Origin of the sequence: Rarobacter incanus (assembly GCF_006715765.1) — a bacterium.
GTDB lineage: Bacteria > Actinomycetota > Actinomycetes > Actinomycetales > Cellulomonadaceae > Rarobacter > Rarobacter incanus.
In genome coordinates, this window is sequence record NZ_VFNV01000001.1 from 1942119 (window position 1) to 1961837 (window position 19719).

Consider the following 19719-nt stretch of genomic DNA (forward strand, 5'->3'; position numbering starts at 1 on the left):
GAAAATGCGTGAGGAGTCGGCCGTGAACCGTCAGGTGCCTTCCAAGGGAAATCGGGGGCCAGCGTGGGCGCGCGTTGTCGCGCCGCTGCTGCTTGTGCCCCTCGTCGCCGCCGGATGCGGGAAATCGGCTTCCGCCCCCGCCACGGTGACAGCGCTTCCCAGCGTGGCGGCGACCCGGGTCGCGCCGCCGGAACCCGCGGCGGCGGCTATCACCTGGCCGCTGACCGGCGTGGAAACCGAAAAGGTGGCGCAGCGGCCCGCGCTGAGCGTCAAGATCGAGAATTCGCCCGCGGCGCGGCCCCAGATCGGGCTCAACGACACCGATTTGGTTTACGAGGAAGTCGTCGAGGGCGGCATAACGCGGTTCATTGCCGTGTTCCAGTCCATGACCCCTAAGGTCGTGGGCCCGATTCGCTCGGTGCGCCCCATGGACGCGAACCTGATCGCTCCGCTGGGGGGATTGCTGGCCTATTCCGGGGGGCAGAGCGCATTCTTGGGGCTGGCGCCGAAGGCTGGCCTCCAGGTGTTGAGCATGGATGCCGGGGCGGCGGGGTTCAGCCGCACCTCCACCAAGGCAGCGCCGCACAACGTGGTTGGTGACACGGCCACGTTCTGGAAGCAGGCCAAGGGCAAGAACAAGAAGGTTCCCGCGGCGGCCTTCGCGTATAACGACGAGGAATCGACCGCGGCGGCATCCGGTGAGTCGATCAAGGAGCTGTCGGTGACGATGTCGCAGGGGTTCAACCCCCGCTGGCACTGGGACGAGAAGAAGAAGGTCTTCAAGCGATCCGAGGGCGCGACGCCGGCCACCGTTCAGGGCGGTGATCGAATCGTCGCGAAGAACATCGTTGTGCTCAAGGTGAAGATCACCCAGACCAAGTATCGGGATCCCGCGGGCAACCCGGTCCCCGAAACGATCGTCATCGGATCGGGCAAGGGTTTGGTCGTCTCCGAGGGCAAGGCGGTCGCGGTGACCTGGAAGAAGAAGAACCAGAAATCGCAGATCGAGCTCGCGACCGCGGACGGCAAGGCGGTCGAATTGACGCCGGGGAACACCTGGATCGAACTCATGCCGAACACAAACAAGTGGACAACGAAGTAGAAGGTAACGCCGCAGAGCGGTTCCGCGAACTCTCGAACCGCCTGGCCAAGGGCGTGGCGGTCGTCAGCGCGCGTCACCGCGGCCACGACGTCGCGCGCACGGTCACGGACGTCATCACCGTTTCGTGGGATCCGCCGACGGTCATGGTTTCGCTGTATTCGCTGGGCAGGATGGCGGAGGCGCTTGAGGCCGAATCGACCTTCGCGGTGAGCTTCCTGTCAGCGGACCAGCGGTGGATCGCGCAGTGGCTGGCGGAACCGGGCACCCCGACGATCGGCCTGCTGGACCAGATCCCGCACCGCAGACTCGACCCCGCCGGGCCTGCTTTGATCGAGGGCGCAAGCGCGGGGCTGGTGGTGCGCAAGGAGCACGAATTCGAGGTTGCCACGCACACCCTCTTCGCGGGCGGCGTGGTCGCCATGGTCGGCGCAGGTGCGCGCCCCTCGGCGCTGCTGCGCCACCGCGGCGACTATATCCAGGTCGGCGACCACATGTGAATGAGCCAGTACATGTACGGAACCGAAACCCCCGTCCAAAGCGGGTAAAAGAACACCGCGACGAGCGCAATGGCGCCCAGGGTCCACCACAGGACGATGAGGGTCGTGCGGCGCCGGCGCCGGGCGCGCCGCACGGTTTGCCGGGCCCGCAACTGGCCGCGGGTGGCGAATGCGGCATCGGGAAGCCGCCGCGCCAGCGCGATCGTTGCCTGCGGGACATCGCACCGTTCCAGTAACAGCGCGACCCCGTAAGCGAACGCGAGCGCTACGAACGGGGACAACACAACCATGTAGAAGTTGAATATGGTGCGTTCGGCGAAGAACAGCCATGGGACCCACGCCCCGACATAACCCGCCACCACCGCGCCCGCGCGCCAGTCGCGCAGGCGGATCAGGAACCACAGTGCACACACGAACGCGGCCGCGCCCAGCCACCACAGCAGCGGGTTACCCAGCGCCAAGACGGCCTCCACCTGGTGACTGTCCGACTCCTCCCAATAAAAGGACGTCGGCCGCGCCTGGATCGGCCACAACCACGGGTTCGACTGGTAGCGGTGGGGCGTTTCGAGATTTTCGTGGAAGGTCAGCATCGTCGAGTGGTAGTGGATGAACGATCGCGCGCCGTTCCACCAGCCGAGCAAAGAATCGGGCAGCCAGCTCGGGATGGGCGCGGGGTTTTGCGCCGCCCACCTGCGGCCCCAGGCGTCCAGATGGGTGAACCACGACCACCACGAGGCAACGTAGACGATCACCAGCGTCGGGACAAGCGCAAAGAACGAGGCCACCGCGTCCCGCACGAACCAGGTCCGCAACCAGTGCGGTGCGCCGATGGTGCGTCGCGCGGACCAGTCCCATGCGACGGCAGCGATACCGAAGGTGACCGCGAAGTAGACACCCGACCACTTCGTTCCGGTGGCTAGGCCTAGCGCGACGCCGCAGGCGATCAGCCACCACCGCATCCCCGCCGGCCTGCCCGCCTGCATGCGGCGGCGCGAATGTGTGCGGTCCGCGATCAGGCACGCGAACGCGACCACGACAAAGAATGCCAGGATTCCGTCCAGGATCGCGGTGCGCGACATCACGATCCCCAGGCCGTCCACGGCCAGCAGCCCCCCGGCCATCGTGCCGAGCGCTGTCGAGGCGAGGATGCGGCGCGCCGTGCGCGCGAGAATGAAGATCATGAGCGTTCCGAGCACCGCGGTCGCGAGCCGCCACGCCCAGGCGTGGTCGACCCCGCCCGCATCGATTCCCAGCGATATGAGCCACTTGCCGACAGGTGGGTGCACGGTGTAGTTCGCCTGCTGGAGGTACTGGTCGACGTTTCCGGCGGCGAAGCTTTGGTCGATGTCAGCCGGCCACTTCGCGTCGTAGCCGATCTGGGACAGCGTGTAGGCGTCCTTGACGTAGTACGTTTCGTCGAACACGATCGCGCGCGGGTGCCCCAGATTGATAAACCTGATCAACCCGCCCAAGGCGGTTACCAGCAGCGGGCCCAACCATCCCCACAGCCGGTCGCGTGCGGTGGCACCGAGCGCTAACTCGCGCGGGGAGAATAGCGCGGGGATCCCAGATTCGCTGCCGGTGGCGGCGGCCGCTGGCGCCGGGCTCGATGCTTGTTCAACGCTTGGGGCCGATTCGAGGGGGGCATCCGGCAGTGGGGCGCCGTGGTGGTCCCCCAATGCTTGCTCGCCTGACGCTTCCGCTCGGTGGGCGTTCGCCGCTACTTGTCCCTGCACCTGGCCCATCGTACTTTCCCCGTGTCACGCTTATTAGATGAACAGCTTTGCGCAATCCGTGACCGGGGGACTGGTGCTCGCGGCGACCCCGATCGGAAATGCGGGCGACGCCTCGGCGCGCCTGATCGAACTGCTGGGAACGGCGGACGTGATCGCTGCCGAGGACACCCGGCGCCTGCGCGACCTGGCGCGCCGCCTGGGGGTGACGATCGCGGGCCGGGTCGTTTCCAATTACGACCACAACGAACGCGCTCGCGTGGGCGAATTGCTGGACGAAGTGGCAAGGGGGGCGCTCGTCCTTGTTGTCTCGGATGCCGGAATGCCAACAGTTTCCGATCCCGGTTACCCTCTTGTTGTCGCGGCCAGCGAACGCGGATTGCCCGTGACGGTGGTTCCGGGCCCGTCCGCGGTCCTCACGGCGCTGGCCATCTCGGGGCTGGCCACCGACCGCTTCGCATTCGAGGGATTTGTGCCGCGCAAGGAGGGCGAACAGCGGCGGCTGTTTCGCGAGATCGCGGGCGCCCCGCACACCCTCGTCTTTTTCGAATCACCGCACCGCGTGGCGCAAACCCTTGAAATCATGCATCAGGAGTGGGGGCCGCGCGCGGTGGCGGCGTGCCGCGAACTGACAAAGACTCACGAGCAGGTGATCCGGGGCAGGCTGGGCGAGCTGGACCTGGGGGAGCAGGTCCGCGGCGAATTTGTTCTGGTTGTCGAGGGGGCAAGCCGCGAAGAGCCGCAGGTCGCGGACGCGGCCGCGCAGGTCGGCGAACTGGTCGCCCGGGGCGTGCGCCACAAGGATGCGGTGCGGCAGGTGGCTGGGGCATTGGGGGTATCGCGGAGGGAGCTGTACGAGGCGACGCTGGCGCCGCGTGCATGAGATGGGACGTGGGGCCACTACCATTGAACCCATGTCCTGCTTCTACCTGACGACACCGATCTACTACGTCAACGACGCCCCCCACATCGGCCACGCGTACACCACCGTCGCCGCCGACGTGTTGACCCGCTGGCACCGCCAGCGCCAGGAGGACGTCTGGTTCCTCACCGGAACCGATGAACACGGCGAGAAGGTGATGCGCACGGCCGAGGCGCGCGGGGTTGCGCCGCAGCAGTGGGCCGACAACCTGGTGGAAACCGAATGGCGCCCGCTGTTGAACCTGCTGAACGTCCGCAACGATGACTTCATTCGCACCACCGACGAGCGCCACGTCGTCGCCGTGCAGAAGTTCATCCAGCGCCTGTACGACGCGGGGGACATCTACAAGGGCAAGTTCGAGGGCCCGTACTGCGTGGCGTGCGAGGAATTCAAACTGCCCGGCGACCTGCTCGAAGAGGGCGGGCAGCTACTGTGCAAGATCCACGGGCGCCCGGTGGAATTGCTCAGCGAGGAAAACTACTTCTTCCCGCTCAGCCAGTACGGCGAGCGGCTCTTGGAGTTGTATGAATCGAATCCGGACTTTGTGCAACCTGCATCCGCGCGCAATGAGGTCATCGGGTTCGTCAAGCAGGGCCTGCGCGACCTGTCCATTTCCCGGTCATCCTTTGACTGGGGCATTGAGCTGCCGTGGGATTCGGGCCACGTCTTGTACGTCTGGTTCGATGCGCTGCTGAACTACGCGACCGCAATCGGCCTTGAGGATGAGAGCAAGAAGGACGAGTTCTCCCGCATTTGGCCCGCCAACGTCCACCTGGTGGGCAAGGACATCCTGCGATTCCACGCCGTGATCTGGCCCGCAATGCTGATGGCCGCCGGCATCGAGCTTCCCAAGACCGTGTTTGCGCATGGCTGGTTGCTGGTGGGCGGCGAGAAGATGTCCAAGACGAAGCTGACGGGTATTCACCCGCGCGAGATCGTTGACGTATTTGGTTCCGATGCGTTCCGGTACTACTTCACGCGCGCCGTGCAGTTCGGCCACGACGGTTCGTTCTCGTGGGAGGACCTGTCCGCGCGGTACAACGCGGAACTGGCGAACGGGCTCGGCAACCTGGCATCGCGGGTCGCGGCGATGGTCGGCAAGTACTTCGGCGGGGTGCTGCCCGAACCGGGGTCCGTGACCGACGCAGAGACGGAGTTGGAAGCAGTCGCGAATGCCGCCGTCGCGGATGCCGAGGCCGCGATCGACCGGATTTCGACCACCGATGCCGTGGCCGCGGTGTGGACGCTTGTCGATGCAACTAACCAGTACCTCACCGAACAAGAGCCATGGAAGGTCGCCAAGCTGCCGGGCGAGATGGGCGCCGACGGAGCCGGTGCCAATGGGGGGCGGCTCGCCACGATCTTGGTGACTGCGGCGGAGGCCCTGCGTTCGCTGGCGATCCTGCTTAATCCGGTCACCCCGATCGCCGCGCAGGGCCTGTGGGATCTGCTGGGGGCCGCGGTCTTGGGCGAGCTGGACCGCCAGCCGGTCGCGGCGGCCGCGTCGTTCGGGAAGCTGCCCGCGGGGACGCCGGTCACCAAGGGAGACGCGCTGTTTCCCCGTATTGAGGAGGCGTAGGCGCCGTGGGGCGCCACCGTCCCCAGGACCGTTCCTGGCCACCCGCCCCGCCGCCGCTGCCGCGGCCCATCGCGGATAACCACACGCACCTGGACTCGATCGACGACGTGCTGGCGCCGGGGGTGCAGGTGCCGACCATTCGCGAGCACCTGGCCCACGCGCGCGAGGCGGGCGTCGATAGGTTGCTGCAGATCGGTTGCGACCTGCCCTCGGCCCGGACCACCGCGGCGTGGACTGCGATGTTTCCGATCCTGGGCGGGGTGGCGATTCACCCGAATGAGGCGGTTCTGCACGCAGGCATCCTGGAGACGGGGCCCGACGGGCAGGACCCGCGGCCGCAACCGCGCCACGCCGCGTCCTTGGCGGAGGCGATCGAGGAAATTGCCGCGCTTGCCGATAGGCCGGGGATCCGCGTGATCGGTGAAACCGGATTGGACAAGTTCCGCACCGGGCCGGGCGGGCTCGCAGCGCAGATCGAATCCTTCCGGGCGCACATAGCGCTGGCAAAGGAGAAAGATCTGGTCTTGCAGATCCACGATCGCGACGCGCACGCGGAAGTGCTGGAGGTGCTGCGCCGCGATGGGGCGCCGGCACGCACCGTCTTTCACTGCTTTTCCGGCGACAAGGAAATGGCGGAATTCTGCGCCAGCCAGGGCTGGTATCTGTCGTTCGCCGGGCCAGTTACCTACCGTGCCAATGACGAATTGCGGGCCGCGCTGCGCGCCGTTCCGGTGGGCCTGGTGCAGGTCGAGACGGATGCGCCCTACCTGCCGCCGCAACCCTACCGCGGCCGCCCCAACGCACCGTACCTGGCGGCGTTGACCGCCGCATTCATGGCCGACGTGATCGATATGCCGCTTGCGGACTTTTGCGAGCAAATCTCGCAGACTTCTGACGCGCTATATGGGCCTTGGCCAGCGGATTATGCGTCATCGGGCACGGATTTGTGACATCCGACACTCGCAACCGCGTGATGAATTCGTTATCGTAGGGAGAGTTCTATTCGCCAGGGTCGAGGTAGCAGCGTGTCAGATTCCAAGAAAGCCCCCCGCCTTTCGCGTCGCGTTGTGACGTGGGCGGCGCAGGGGACCCTGGTGGCGATGCTCGCCGCCGGGACGATCGGGTACGCCAGCGCCAATAAGCGCATCACGGTCGAACACAACGGAACCGACGTCGTCGTGACAACGTTGGGGGCCACGGTGGCCGATGCGCTCAACTCGGCGGGGATCACCCCGGCGGAAGGCGAAATCGTAGCGCCGTCGCTCACGTCGCGGATCCACGACGGCGACGAGATCGCGGTCCGGATGGTCAGCGCCCAGGCCGACGTGGTTCGCACCGATGTCGCAACGCGGTCCGAGCAGCGCGGGCCGCTGCGGGAAGTTACCGTCGTGATCGACGGCAAATCGCAAAAGGTCAACACCACGGCCACCACCGTGCGCGGCGCTTTGCAGGACCTGAGCGTGGTGCTGGACGAAGCGAGCGTTGTGGAGCCGGGCCTCGACGATGAGCTCGCGGACGCAGCAACAATAACCGTTTCGCAGGCCACGACCGCGACCGTGACCACCACGGAAAAGGTCGACTTCGCGGTCACGAAAAAACAGGACTCGACCCTCGCGAAGGGGAAAAAGGTAGTCGAAACTAAGGGCGTGGCGGGCCAAAGGGTCACCACGTACCAGGTCACCGAAGTCGACGGCAAGGAGGTTTCGCGCACGCAGATCGCATCCGGTGTCACGAAGCAGGCCGTGGACCAGGTGGTGCGTGTGGGGACAATGGAAAAGTCCACCACGTCCAGCAGTTCGGGAGGCAGCTCGACTTCCGTGCCGAAGTCGTCGCCGGTGTCGGCGGGCAGCGCGCGCGCGATCGCCAAGGACATGGTGGGTGACGACGAGCAGTTCGCATGCCTTGACGCACTGTGGCAGCGAGAAAGCGGATGGCGGGTCACCGCCGCCAATAGCTCGTCGGGCGCCTACGGCATTCCGCAGGCGCTCCCGGGCAGCAAGATGGCCAGCGCGGGGTCCGATTGGCGCACCTCCGCTGCGACCCAGATCAAGTGGGGGCTCGGATACATCAAGGGTCGCTACGGCACCCCCTGCGGGGCCTGGTCGTTCTTCAAGTCACACAACTGGTACTGAGCCATCAGCGAGACAGATTCACGCGCCCCGCAGCTGCTGGGGCCGGCGCAGATACGTGCCCTCGCAAGCGAGCTGGGGGTCACGCCCACCAAGGTGTGGGGCCAGAACTTTGTGCATGATCCCGGCACCATTCGGCGCATAGTGCGCATAGCGGGAGTCCGCCCCGCGGAGCACGTCGTCGAGGTCGGCCCGGGACTGGGATCGTTGACCCTTGGAATGCTGGAAGCCGGCGCGCGCGTCACGGCGGTCGAAATCGATCCGCGCTTGGCGGCGCGTCTGCCGCTGACCGCTCCGGGGGACGCGCTCACCGTCATCAATGCCGATGCCATGACGGTGACGGAGCTTCCCGGTTCGCCGACCGCGCTCGTGGCGAACCTGCCCTACAACGTCGCGGTGCCCATCTTGCTGCACTTCCTGGCGACGTTTAGTTCGATCGAGCGAGTCCTAGTGATGGTGCAAGCCGAAGTCGCCGATCGCCTCGCGGCGCAACCCGGTTCGCGCACCTACGGTGTGCCCTCCGTCAAGGCCCGGTGGTACGGCGATGTGGCGCGCGTCGGGACAATCTCGCGCAACGTGTTTTGGCCGGTCCCGAACGTTGATTCTGCGCTCGTTGAAATCAAGCGCGGGGAACCGGTTTCCACCACGGCTTCCCGCGATGAGGTCTTTGCCCTGGTAGACGCCGCTTTCGCGCAGCGCCGTAAGACCATCCGCAAGGCGCTTAGCGCCCGCGTTGCCGATTCCGCTATGCTCGACGGCGCGCTTGCCGCTGCGGGTATCGACCCGCAGGCGCGGGGAGAGTCCCTGGCGGTTGCGGATTTCGCTCGGCTGGCCGAGCGCGTGCGGGTCGATCGCCCGCGTGGGTGAAGGAGTAACGTGAACCAGGTTGCCAGCGAGGCTACAGCGACCAGTTACGGAAAAATCAACGTCGCGTTGCGGGCGGGCCCCGTGGATGCCCACGGCTACCACCCGCTGCGGACCGTCTTTGCGGCCGTGAGCCTGCCCGAGCGCGTCCACGTTAGGGCGAGCGACCGGTTGCAGATCGAGGTCGTGAACGACCCGCACGGGGTGGTGCCGCGCGACGAGACCAATCTGGCCGCTGCCGCTGCCCGTTTGATGGCCGATCGGGTGGGACGAGACCCCCTCGTCGAGATCACCATCGACAAGACGGTGCCGGTCGCCGGCGGGATGGGCGGCGGCTCCGCCGACGCGGCCGCAACCCTGCTGGCGCTCAACGAGCTGTGGGGGATGGGCCTGCATCGCAGGCAACTGGCGGCCATGGCCCGCCCGCTCGGTGCCGATGTCCCGTTCGCGGTCGTCGGTGGGACCGCGCTGGGCACCGGCAGGGGCGATCACGTTCTTCCCATCGCGACGAGCCGGAGCCTGCCGATTGCGTTGGCGCTGCAGGACGACGGTATTTCCACCGCGCGGGTGTATCAGCTCTACGACGAATTGCACCCCGGCGCCATCGATCCGCACGCGGACGACGACCTGGTGGCCGGGCTGGAGAGCGGTGACCTGGAACGGGTGGGTCGCAACATGGTCAACGACCTGGAACCCGTAGCCTTCGCCGTCATGCCGCGCCTGCAACAAATCAGGGACGCGGCGCTGCGCGAGGGGGCGCTGGGGGCCGTTGTTACCGGTTCGGGGCCGACGGTTGCCGCGCTGGGGGCCGACGACGATCACGCTCGACGCATTGCCGCGGCGTGGGGGGCACAGGGGCTTTGCGCGCGGGCGGTCGCGGTGCGCTCGGTTCCCGCCGAATAGGGCGCTACTTCAGCGACTTGAGCAGCACCCGCAGCGCGGCCGCGACGGTGTCCCGCTGGTCGGCGTCGAGCACGGTCAGCAGTTCGCGTTCCACCTCTATCAGGTCGGTCAGCGCGGCATCGACCTGGTCAAGGCCCTGCTGCGTGGCGGTCACGACCGCGCCGCGGCGGTCCGCCGGGTCGGGAATGCGCGTGACCAGCCCGCGTGAAACGAGCCTTTCGATTCGGTTCGTCATCGTGCCGGACGTCACTAGTGTCTGATCGGCCAGGGCTCCCGGCGACAGCGCGTAGGGCCTGCCGGCGCGCCTGAGTGCCGCCAGCACGTCGAATTCCCAGGTTTCCAGGTCGTGGCGCGCGAATGCCGCGCGCCTGGCAAGGTCGAGGCGGCGATTGATCCGGGTCAGCCGGGACATGATTTCCAGCGGCCCCAGGTCGAGATCGGGACGGACCCGATGCCAGGCATTGACGATGAGGTCCACTTCGTCGCGCGGGGTCATCGCGCCGCGCCCAGGTGCGGGTTGCGTTGCATTCCGGACAGTCCGAACCATGCCAGATTGACCAGATGGGCGGCGACGACCGACTTGTCCAGCTCCCGGTTGTCGAGCCAATACTGCCCCGTCAGGGCAACCATGCCGACCAGCATCTGCGCGTAGATGGATGCTGTTCCGGCATCGAGCCGGCGCTTGCGGAACTGATCGGCCAGCATGTGTTCGACCTGGGTGGCGACATCGCCGATCAGGCTCGAAAAGGTGCCCGTCGCCTGTGCGACGGGCGAATCGCGCACCAGAATGCGGAACCCATCCTCGTTCTGTTCGATGTATCCGAGAAGAGCCAGCGCCGTGCGCTCCACCAGCGCCTTGGGATGGCCGCCTGCCTCCAGCGCGCCGGAGAGCGCGCCCGTGAGGGACTGGATTTCGCGGTCCACGACGACGGCGTACATCCCCTCTTTGCCGCCAAAATGCTCGTACACAATTGGCTTTGAAACACCCGATTGGGCCGCGATCTCTTCGACGGATGTGCCCTCAAAACCCTTGGCAGCAAACAGCCTGCGGGACACCGCGAGAAGCTGTTCGCGACGGTCTTTCGCTGTCATTCGTGAGCGTGTCGGACGTGCCATGTCTCCATCTTGCCCGAATGTTTGGCACAATAGACCAGTCGCCACGTTCGGTGACGACGTTCCGCCTTGGTGTAATCGGCAGCACACGGGTTTTTGGTGCCCTTAGTCCAGGTTCGAGTCCTGGGGGCGGAGCAACGGCGGGCCCAGTTGGGTCTTTGGTGCGCACGGGCGTGTGCACACGCGGTAAAGTTAGGGCTGACCTCCGCGGCCCGCTGCGGAGTCCTGACCGAATACCGACAGGAGTCATCCGTGGCGCAGGCCGCTCCCGCAGCAGTCATCATTCTTGCCGCTGGTGCCGGAACCCGCATGGTTTCGCGTACCCCCAAAGTTCTGCACCGCATCGGAGGACGATCCCTACTCGGGCACGCTATCCACGCGGCACAGGGCCTGGACCCGCAACGGATCGCGGTAGTGGTGCGGCACGAACGCGATGCGGTCGCGCAGCACGCGATCGAGATCAACCCCGACATCCTGATCGCGGATCAGGACAACGTTCCCGGAACGGGCCGCGCGGTTCAGTGCGGGCTGAGCACCCTGGACGCGGCGGTCAAGGCGCGGGCGGTCGCGTTGAGCGGCGCGCCGCTCGACGCGGAAGGAATCGTCAGCACCACGCAGGTCTGCGGGCCGGTCGTCGTCATCGCGGGGGATGTGCCGCTTTTGGACGCGGCCACGCTCGGCGAGTTGGTCGCGGCCCACAAGGCCGACGGTAACGCCGTGACGATCCTCACGACCGAGGTGGCGGATCCGACGGGTTACGGCAGGATCGTGCGCGACCCCGCGACGGGGAGCGTCGCCGCGATCGTCGAGGAAAAGGATGCGACCGACGGCCAGCGCCTGATCCGCGAGATTAACTCGTCGGTATATGTCTTTGACGCGGAACTGCTGCGCGATGCGCTCACCTTAGTCACCCCTCACAACGCGCAAGGCGAGTTCTACCTCACCGACGTTGTCGCAATTGCCCACGGCCGCGGTTTGCCGGTTCGCGCCGTGCAATCGGACGATCCGGTCATCGTCGAGGGCGTCAACGACCGCGAACAGCTCGCTGTGCTCGGCGCGGAGTTGAACCGGCGCATCCTTGCCGATTGGATGCGGCGCGGGGTCACCGTCGTGGATCCGGCAACGACCTGGGTCGATGTGGACGTGGAACTCGCCCAGGACGTGACACTCCTGCCGGGCGTGCAACTCCACGGCGCCAGCACCGTCGGCGTGGGCGCGACGATCGGGCCGGACACGACTCTCACCGACGTCGAAATCGGCCCCGATGCCACCGTGATTCGCACCCACGGCTCCCTGGCTGTGATCGGCGCGGGGGCTACGGTCGGTCCGTTCGCCTATCTGCGTCCCGGCACCGAACTCGGTGAGCGCGGCAAGATCGGGACGTTCGTCGAGGTCAAGAACGGCAAGATCGGCGAGGGGACCAAGGTTCCGCATCTCTCCTACGTCGGCGATGCGACGATCGGTAAGCACACCAATATCGGTGCGGGCACGATCTTCGTCAACTACGACGGCGTGAACAAGCACCACTCCACGGTTGGGGATGGCGCGCGTACGGGGGCCAACAACATCTTCATCGCCCCGGTGTCCGTGGGTGATGGCGCGTACACCGCGGGCGGAACCGTCGTCCGCTACCCGGTGCCCGCGGGCGCCCTGGCCGTGTCCGCAGGGCGCCAAAGGAACATTGACGGATGGGTCGAGCGCCGCCGACCCGGCACCGAGGCGGCCGATATAGCGCGGCAGGCCCGCGAATCCGAGGCCCCGCAAGAATCCTCGACGCTCGGCCGCCAGGCCCGCGAAGAGCAGGCCCGCGCCGGGTCCGCCTCACACCCCGTAACGCCCGCGGACGGCACCCCGTTCGGGTACCGCATCCCGGACGCGCCCCCCACGCCCGCCTTCGGCACCCCGCAGGCGCAATCCCCCAACCACAACTCACCCAATAAAGAAAGTGGCGACGCGCAATGACAGGTCTGTTCTCCGAAGGTGGCGGAACCAAGAGATTGATGTTGGTTTCGGGACGAGCCCACCCGGAGCTAGCGAAGAACGTTGCCGAGGAGATGGGGGTCGAACTTGCCCCCGTCAGCGCCTATGACTTTGCCAACGGTGAGATTTACACGCGAGTCAGCGAATCGGTTCGCGGTGCGGACGTGTTCGTTTTGCAGTCCCACACCAGCCCGATCAACCAGTGGATCATGGAGCACCTGCTCATGGTCGATGCCCTCAAGCGCGCATCCGCCAAGACCATCACCGTGGTGATCCCGTTCTACGGTTACGCCCGCCAGGACAAGAAGCACCGCGGCCGCGAGCCGATCTCGGCGCGCCTGATGGCCGACCTGTTCAAGACGGCCGGGGCCGACCGCATCATGTCGGTCGACCTGCACACCGCCCAGATCCAGGGATTCTTCGATGGCCCCGTGGACCACTTGTGGGCCATGCCGCTGCTGACGGACTACGTGAAGACACGGGTCGATATCCAAAACGTCACCGTCGTCTCCCCGGACGCGGGACGGATCCGCGTGGCGGAGCAGTGGGCCGCGAAACTGGGTGGGGGTCCGCTGGCGTTCGTCCACAAGACCCGCGATATCACGCGCCCCAACCAGGCGGTGGCGAACCGAGTGGTGGGCGATGTTGCCGGTCGCACCGCGGTGCTGGTCGATGACCTCATCGACACCGGCGGCACCATCGCGGAGGCCGTGCGCGTTGTCCTGGAGGCCGGCGCCAAGGACGTCATCGTCGCGGCGACGCACGGCGTCTTGTCCCACCCCGCGGCCCAGCGGTTGCAAGAATGCGGCGCGCGCGAGGTCGTCGTGACCGACACCCTTCCCATTGCCCCGGAAAAGCGCTTCGAGCACCTCACCGTGCTGTCGATCGCCCCCGTGATCGCGCGCGCGATCCGCGAGGTGTTCGACGACGGATCGGTGACGTCACTGTTCGACGGGAATTCATAGGCAAAGGATCACCATGGGCGCATTGCGGCTAGCGGGCCGATTCGTCAACGACCTCGCGGCCGCGGTGCTGGCAGCGGGCGCGGTGCTGCTGGCCTGGCGGATCGCTGGTGGGCCGTGGTTACCGGCTGCTGCAACCGCCATCGGCGCCGGATTGCTGTGGTTGCTCAGGCCGTTCGCGGCCCGTGTCACGGCAGTGAAGGTGATCGCCGGTGCGCGCGTGGCGGGCCTGCCCGCCGTCGGCGCGCGCGCGCGGCGGGCCGGCGCGGTGCGTTGGACGGTGGCGCTGGGCAGCGTTGCCGGCGTCCTGGTGACGCTGGCAGGCTGGCGGTGGCCCGCGGCGGAGCTGACTGTGGTGGCGCTGGCGGCGCTGTGCGCCGTGACGCTGCGGGCCTGGCAAGTTGTGCGGCGCCAGCGCGCGACACTCGATAAGATCGCGACCAAGATCGCCAAGACCCGGCCGCAGTTCGCCATCTACAACTGCCGTCCGCGCGGCAGCGCCTACCAGATCGCGATGTGGAAAGACCTGCTGGCCGCGTCCGTCCGCCCGGGGATTGTCGTGGTTCGCCAGGAATCCGCGCTGCGCGAACTGCAAGATCGCGTACCATGGCCCGTCGTTCTGTGCCCGCGCTCGGCCGACCTCGAGGCAGTCTTGGCGCCGACCCTCCGGACGGTTTTCTACGTCAATTCCGTCGCCCGCAACACCGACATGGTCGCGTGGAGGGGGCCTCGTCATATCTATTTGGGGCACGGCGATTCGGATAAGGCGCTGTCGTCCAGCCCGTCGCACGCGATGTTCGATGAAATATGGGTGGCAGGAAGACATTCGATCGACAGATACGCGGCCGCGGGCGTGGTGATCGAGCCCGCCAAATTCGTGGCGGTGTCGCGGCCGCAGCTGGCGGCGCTGCGCGACCCGGACCCGAACGAACCGCAGACCGCGCTGTACGCCCCGACGTGGGATGGCTATAACTCCAAGACCCGCCTCAGCTCCCTGCGCGAGGGGGAGCGGATCGTCGCCGACCTGATCGGTGCCGGGCTGCGGGTCGTCTTCCGCCCCCACGCGCTGTCGCGGCAAACCCGCGCGGGGCGCAAAGCTATCCGCCGCATCGAGGGCCTTTTGCGCGACGATGCGCGCCGGACCGGCGCGGAGCATCAGTGGGGCAAGGTCGCCTCGGCTCCCGGGTTCGTGACCGTGGCGTCGATCGCGCATGTGCTGGTGACCGACCCCTCGAGCGTCGTGGTCGACTTCCTGGCGACGGGGCGGCCCATCGTTGTGATCCGTCCGCGCGGCGACGCGGAGGCACCGGATGCGCCCGTGACGGGGCTCGATGCGCGCGTACTCGAAGGCGTGTACGTCGTGCCATCTTCACTGACGGGTTTTAGGGACGAGGTCCGCGTCGCCCTGGGTGAGGACCCGCGGGCAGGCGAACGTGCCGTGGCAACGGCCGCAGTGTTGGGCGAGAAACCGGCCGGCGGGTGGGATGGCCCCTGGCGCGATCAGCTGGCGCGCGTCCTGGGGCCGGCGGGCGACCAATAAGGGGCTGCCCGCCTGCGGCGACGGCAAGGGAGCCTACCCGCGTGCGGCGACGGCTAGGGGGCTGCCCGCGTGCGGCGACGGCTAGGGGAGCCTACCCGCGTGCGGCGGCGACTAGGGGGCTGCCCGCCTGCGGCGACGGCTAGGGGCCTGCGGGCCTACCGGCTCGCGTGTGCTAGTGCGTGGCCTGTGCGGTTCGCGGGAGCGAACTTGCACGGCGGACGCCGAGGGCTCGACGATCGCTGATCCGCCGGTTAGTATTAAACCGGTTTGGTCACACAGGGGTGACCGCCGTCAGGAGAGACGATGAAGTTCCGCACCGCCGCCTTGATCACCGCATTGCCGTTAGTCGTGACATTGGGGCTCGCCCCCGCAGCGGGGGCCCAGGCCGACACCACCAACGGGACTGCGCTGCGCGCGCAGTCGACCGTCACAACCGAAGACGTCAAGGATTCGAGCGCCCAGCGGCAACGCTGGATTTCGGCTCCGGGGTCGCGCATCACCTTGAACCCGGGCAACGACGCCGCGAAGTCGGGCCCATCCATTCCCCTTTCCACCGAGTACTTCGGCTGGGGAGACGAAGCGTACCAGGATCCGCAACTCAAGATATTCAGGGCCCAAGAGGCGCAACCCGCTGCCTCCACGCAAACGGGTACCGAAAGCGTCGCGTGGCGCGAGGATTTCAATGACGTCGGGACCAACAACTGGCAAAACGAGGGCGTCACATCCCAGATCGTGGGCCTGGGTGACGGGAACAAGGGCCTGCAAGTCACGACCGGCCAGGGTAAGGAATACGGCAACATGTATTCCAAGGAGATCACGGTGAATCTCTCGGCGAACCCGATGCTGACGGTGTCCGTGCCCGAACTGGGCGGCGGTGGCATGAGCTACTGGGCGCTCAAGATCAAGCCCGCGGGGTCCGGGGACCGGATGGTCCAGGCCGACACGAACCAGGCCGGGACGTTCGACTACGACCTGTCGGAACTCGACGACACAAAGTCGCTGACCGGCACGCAGACCTTCCTCATCAGGCTGTTCGTCACCAAGAGCGACAAGGTGAACACCCGCACGGCGACATTCGACTACGTCAAGATCTGGGGCACGGGCGTGCCTGCGGGCGATGACGAAACCACGGTCGGGTTGTCGGATAACTTTGGGTCAGCGACGCAAAGCGAGTGGACCATCGGCGATGACCAGGGGCACAAGTTCACGTATCAGGCGGGCAGCGATGGCGGAACCCTGACGCGTGGATCCGGCGCAACCGACAGCTGGGGTGCCGTAACGCGCACCGTCACGGTCGATTTGGATCGGTACCCGACGCTGTCGATCACGGCGGCGGCGACCACGGGCAAATGGAATATGGCGATTTACGACCAAAACGTGGAGAAGAAGAAGCTCTGGGGCTCGGACCAGACCTCCACGGGGGTACAAACGCTCGACGTGGCGGGGTCCACCGGCTGGAGCGGGGTCCGCACCTTCCAGATTCGCATCTACCATTCCGGAGAGGTCGGCACAGGCACCCGCTTCACCGACCTGCACTTCTTCGGGACGAAGCAGTGGCTCAACGTTGCTAGCTCGTACACGCAAACGTGGCAGCCCGAGGCTATCGATTACACCGCCTCGTTCGGCAGCGAAGGTTCGATCGCAGGCTACGACACCGTGGTCGGGGTCGATGGATTTGGACGAGTTCTCACCCCCTCGCTGGCGGGTGGCTACTTGGGATTGGCTGGGAAATACTCCGGCGAGGCAACGTATGACAAGGCGGCCGGCACCCTGTCCGTGGTCACGACGACCGGCCACGGGTCGCACGCATGGGCGGTGAAGTTCCCGGCAGGCACGCAGCTCTACTTCTTCACCTCCGAATCGTCTGCGAGGAAGGGCAAGAACCCGGCGACGAACCCGCGCCCCGGGGGCGGGTACTGGGCAACCACCGTGTCGGGGTCGGCGCAGGCCGCAATCGGCTTCGGCTACTCACTCATCGCCAATTCGCAGGCCGATGAGCGCACCCGGGCCACCACGGATGCGGTAGCCACCGCGGTCAGCGCCTCGTCGCCGTCTGCGCTGAGCCAGGCGCGCGCGGGATGGACCTCGCATTACAACTCCTTCCTGGCGCAGGTCCCCACGCCGCAGGACTTCTCATTGAGTGGCATTGATGCCAAGGCAGTCACGGCCGCGGACGTGCGGCGCGCGTATTACACGGCGTGGATCGGGCTCGAAGCGAACATCATGGAGCCGACCGCGGAAACTCAGGAAGAGGGCGACGACTTTTGGCAAATTGCCACGGGGAAACCGTCCACGTACGCGTCGGGACCGCGCGGGGCGGAGGCGTCGGCGGAGTGGGACTCGCTGTTCGGCATCCAGTTCATGGCTTACATCCGGCCCGAGATTGCGTGGAGCGCGTTCAAGGGGAACCTCAAGCACGCGGTTCCCGAACCCGGCACCAGCCACGAAACCCTGCCGAGCCGCAAGGCGCAGACGGCCTGGATCCTGTACCAGGTCACGGGCGACAAATCGCAACTGGCTGCTGTCTACGACCGCATGGTCGAGTACCTGAACTGGGCATCGCAGGATCAGAACATGCAGTGGAGCTACACCTCGGGGGGAAAGGCCGAACGCGATGCGGAATTCTATGCGTCGATGACCGTGGATCTGGGGTACGCCGAGAAGATATCCGAGGAATTAGGCAAGCCGGATGACGTAACGAAGTGGGCCCAGGTCGCGGGCACGCTCCGGCAAACCTACGAGAGGCTGTTCTTCCCCGCAGGAAAGGCGCCGCTCTACAAGACCTGGATACAAAACGATCAGGGTTGGAAGATCAACGCCGATGAGACGGAACCGATCCAATACGTTCTCACCGGGTTGCACGTTCCGCAACTGTCATCGGGCCCGGCCACCAGCCTGCTTTCGCTGTTCAACGACAACTTTTCGGCGTCCAAGGGATTGGCCGGCCTGACGGGCCCGGGCAACAAGGACATCAAGGCCCCCGATATCCAGTTCGTCACCTACGGGTTGCTTGATAACGGCAAGGCGGCCCAGGCCGAGCAGGTCGTCAAGATCATGAACCGCGACATCATCCGCGCGGGCACGTTCGCGGAGGTGTACGGCGTCAACGGCGATGGGTCGATTTGGGGCGGCTCGGTTGCGCCGTCGATATTCGGCAATATCCATTTCATCGACAACGTGTGGATAGCTAACGGATTCCGCATGGATGTCGGAAACCCCGCTATCCTTCGCCTGCCCAACACAACGGGCGGTCTGACTGGGCTGAAGATTCGCGGCTCGTCGTTCGATCTCGACATCGACGGCTCAACCGCGAAACTGAGCGGCACGGCGGTGAATGAGGGATCGCTGCCCGCCAGCGTCGACGTCTCCGTCATCGGTCAGACCGTGCTGCCACCGGTCGCTGCTCCCTCCAGCGACGCATCCCTCGCCTCGCTGACATACGGCGGCGTCGCGGTACCGGGATTCGCTGCGGCAGTCAAGGACTACCAGGTGGAACTTCCGGCGGGGTCCACCACCGTTCCGCAGGTATCCGCCGCGGCTGCCCACCCCGGGGCGAGCGTCTCGGTATCGCAGGCGGCCGGGCTTCCCGGCACGGCCGAGGTCGTCGTGACCGCCGCCGACGGCACGACGGCCACCTATTCGATTCTCTTCACCGTGGCTGCCAACCCCGGCGAGCCGGGGCCGCAGCCAACCGCGGTGACCCTGGTCGCACCTGCGACCACCGCGACCGCATTCGGCCAATCCGCCAGGTTGGTGGTGACGGCCCAGGCGACTGGCGCAATCCCCGCGGGTGACATCGCGGTATTCGAAGGCTCGCGCAAGCTGGCCTCGGCCAAACTGGCAGCGGGGCGCGCCACTGTGGTCCTGCCCGCGGCGATCGCCGTTGGTCGGCACTCGCTCCGGATTGCCTTCACCCCCTCGGGGACGTCGTTCAAAGCGGCGCAGGCCTCGTCCATCCTCACGGTGAAGAAGGCCAAGCCCGCATTGAAGTCCGTTAAGATCGTCAGCCCCAAGAAGGCGGGCGGGAAGATCAAGCGCGGCAGGGCCGCGAAGGTGAAGATCATCGTCGCGGGTGTCGCAGGTGTGGCGCCTACGGGCAAGGTCGTCCTGAAGGCCGGGAAGCGCACCGTCGCGTCCGGGAAGCTCAAGAAGAGCGGCACGCGATCGGTCGTGACCGTGACGATCAAGAAATCGGCCACCAAGGGACTGAAGAAGACGACCAGGCTCAAGGTGGCTATGACCGAGAGCAAAACCTACTCGCAACTGTTGAAGACGACAAAACTGCGAGTCGTCAAGTAGCCGCGCGGCGTCCGGGACCTGGCAATACCGGACGCCGACCGCCACTTGCCGATCCACTCGACACCGGACGCCATCACCGCGACCGCCGTTCCACTC

Annotated in this window: 15 protein-coding genes and 1 tRNA gene; 13 read left to right on the forward strand and 3 right to left on the reverse strand. The window is 66.4% G+C overall.

Features of this window, described 5'->3' with window-relative positions; genetic code table 11:
* The first annotated feature begins 22 nt into the window (after positions 1-22).
* Together FB389_RS08090 and FB389_RS08095 are read left to right on the forward strand one after the other, a co-directional pair.
* Positions 23-1102, forward strand: coding sequence for a DUF3048 domain-containing protein (locus FB389_RS08090; RefSeq protein ID WP_170207933.1), 1080 nt, complete (start codon positions 23-25; stop codon positions 1100-1102).
* A complete protein-coding gene (locus FB389_RS08095; RefSeq protein ID WP_170207934.1) occupies positions 1087-1599 on the forward strand; it encodes a flavin reductase family protein in 513 nt (170 codons plus the stop codon). The genes FB389_RS08090 and FB389_RS08095 overlap by 16 nt, the downstream gene beginning before the upstream one ends.
* Here FB389_RS08095 and FB389_RS08100 read toward each other — a convergent pair.
* On the reverse strand, positions 1572-3335 hold the full coding sequence (locus FB389_RS08100) for a dolichyl-phosphate-mannose--protein mannosyltransferase (protein ID WP_170207935.1): 1764 nt from the start codon (positions 3333-3335) through the stop codon (positions 1572-1574). The genes FB389_RS08095 and FB389_RS08100 overlap by 28 nt on opposite strands.
* Positions 3336-3372: 37 nt before the next feature.
* Here FB389_RS08100 and rsmI point away from each other — a divergent pair, with 37 nt between their 5' ends.
* The 6 genes from rsmI (at position 3373) to FB389_RS08130 (ending at position 9729) form a co-directional block, all read left to right on the forward strand.
* On the forward strand, positions 3373-4215 hold the full coding sequence (rsmI, locus tag FB389_RS08105) for a 16S rRNA (cytidine(1402)-2'-O)-methyltransferase (RefSeq protein ID WP_142112603.1): 843 nt from the start codon (positions 3373-3375) through the stop codon (positions 4213-4215).
* A gap of 31 nt (positions 4216-4246) precedes the next feature.
* Complete coding sequence (gene metG, locus FB389_RS08110; RefSeq protein ID WP_211344981.1) at positions 4247-5833, forward strand: methionine--tRNA ligase; 1587 nt, start codon at positions 4247-4249, stop codon at positions 5831-5833.
* A 5-nt stretch (positions 5834-5838) separates the two neighbouring features.
* A complete protein-coding gene (locus FB389_RS08115) occupies positions 5839-6783 on the forward strand; it encodes a TatD family hydrolase (protein WP_142112604.1) in 945 nt (314 codons plus the stop codon).
* Positions 6784-6858: 75 nt separating this feature from the next.
* Positions 6859-7965, forward strand: coding sequence for a resuscitation-promoting factor (locus FB389_RS08120; protein ID WP_142112606.1), 1107 nt, complete (start codon positions 6859-6861; stop codon positions 7963-7965).
* Between the two features lie 93 nt (positions 7966-8058).
* The gene (gene rsmA / locus FB389_RS08125; RefSeq protein ID WP_342776034.1) at positions 8059-8829 is read left to right on the forward strand and encodes a 16S rRNA (adenine(1518)-N(6)/adenine(1519)-N(6))-dimethyltransferase RsmA; all 771 of its coding nucleotides are present in this window, start codon (positions 8059-8061) and stop codon (positions 8827-8829) included.
* Between the two features lie 9 nt (positions 8830-8838).
* Positions 8839-9729 (forward strand): 4-(cytidine 5'-diphospho)-2-C-methyl-D-erythritol kinase, encoded by an 891-nt coding sequence (locus FB389_RS08130; RefSeq protein ID WP_142112610.1) that lies wholly within the window; start codon positions 8839-8841, stop codon positions 9727-9729.
* A 4-nt stretch (positions 9730-9733) separates the two neighbouring features.
* Here the strand turns inward: FB389_RS08130 and FB389_RS08135 are convergent, their stop codons facing one another.
* Positions 9734-10225 (reverse strand): MarR family winged helix-turn-helix transcriptional regulator, encoded by a 492-nt coding sequence (locus tag FB389_RS08135; RefSeq protein WP_142112612.1) that lies wholly within the window; start codon positions 10223-10225, stop codon positions 9734-9736.
* On the reverse strand, positions 10222-10821 hold the full coding sequence (locus FB389_RS08140) for a TetR/AcrR family transcriptional regulator (RefSeq protein ID WP_142112613.1): 600 nt from the start codon (positions 10819-10821) through the stop codon (positions 10222-10224). Before FB389_RS08140 ends, FB389_RS08135 begins: the two co-directional genes overlap by 4 nt.
* Before the next feature lie 84 nt (positions 10822-10905).
* Here FB389_RS08140 and FB389_RS08145 point away from each other — a divergent pair.
* The 5 genes from FB389_RS08145 (at position 10906) to FB389_RS08165 (ending at position 19623) form a co-directional block, all read left to right on the forward strand.
* Positions 10906-10977, forward strand: a tRNA-Gln gene (locus FB389_RS08145).
* A gap of 117 nt (positions 10978-11094) precedes the next feature.
* The gene (glmU, locus tag FB389_RS08150) at positions 11095-12804 is read left to right on the forward strand and encodes a bifunctional UDP-N-acetylglucosamine diphosphorylase/glucosamine-1-phosphate N-acetyltransferase GlmU (protein ID WP_142112615.1); all 1710 of its coding nucleotides are present in this window, start codon (positions 11095-11097) and stop codon (positions 12802-12804) included.
* A complete protein-coding gene (locus FB389_RS08155; RefSeq protein ID WP_142112617.1) occupies positions 12801-13787 on the forward strand; it encodes a ribose-phosphate diphosphokinase in 987 nt (328 codons plus the stop codon). Before glmU ends, FB389_RS08155 begins: the two co-directional genes overlap by 4 nt.
* Before the next feature lie 13 nt (positions 13788-13800).
* Positions 13801-15324, forward strand: coding sequence for a CDP-glycerol glycerophosphotransferase family protein (locus tag FB389_RS08160; RefSeq protein ID WP_142112619.1), 1524 nt, complete (start codon positions 13801-13803; stop codon positions 15322-15324).
* 303 nt (positions 15325-15627) lie between these two features.
* Positions 15628-19623 (forward strand): hypothetical protein, encoded by a 3996-nt coding sequence (locus FB389_RS08165; protein WP_142112620.1) that lies wholly within the window; start codon positions 15628-15630, stop codon positions 19621-19623.
* Positions 19624-19719: the final 96 nt, after the last annotated feature.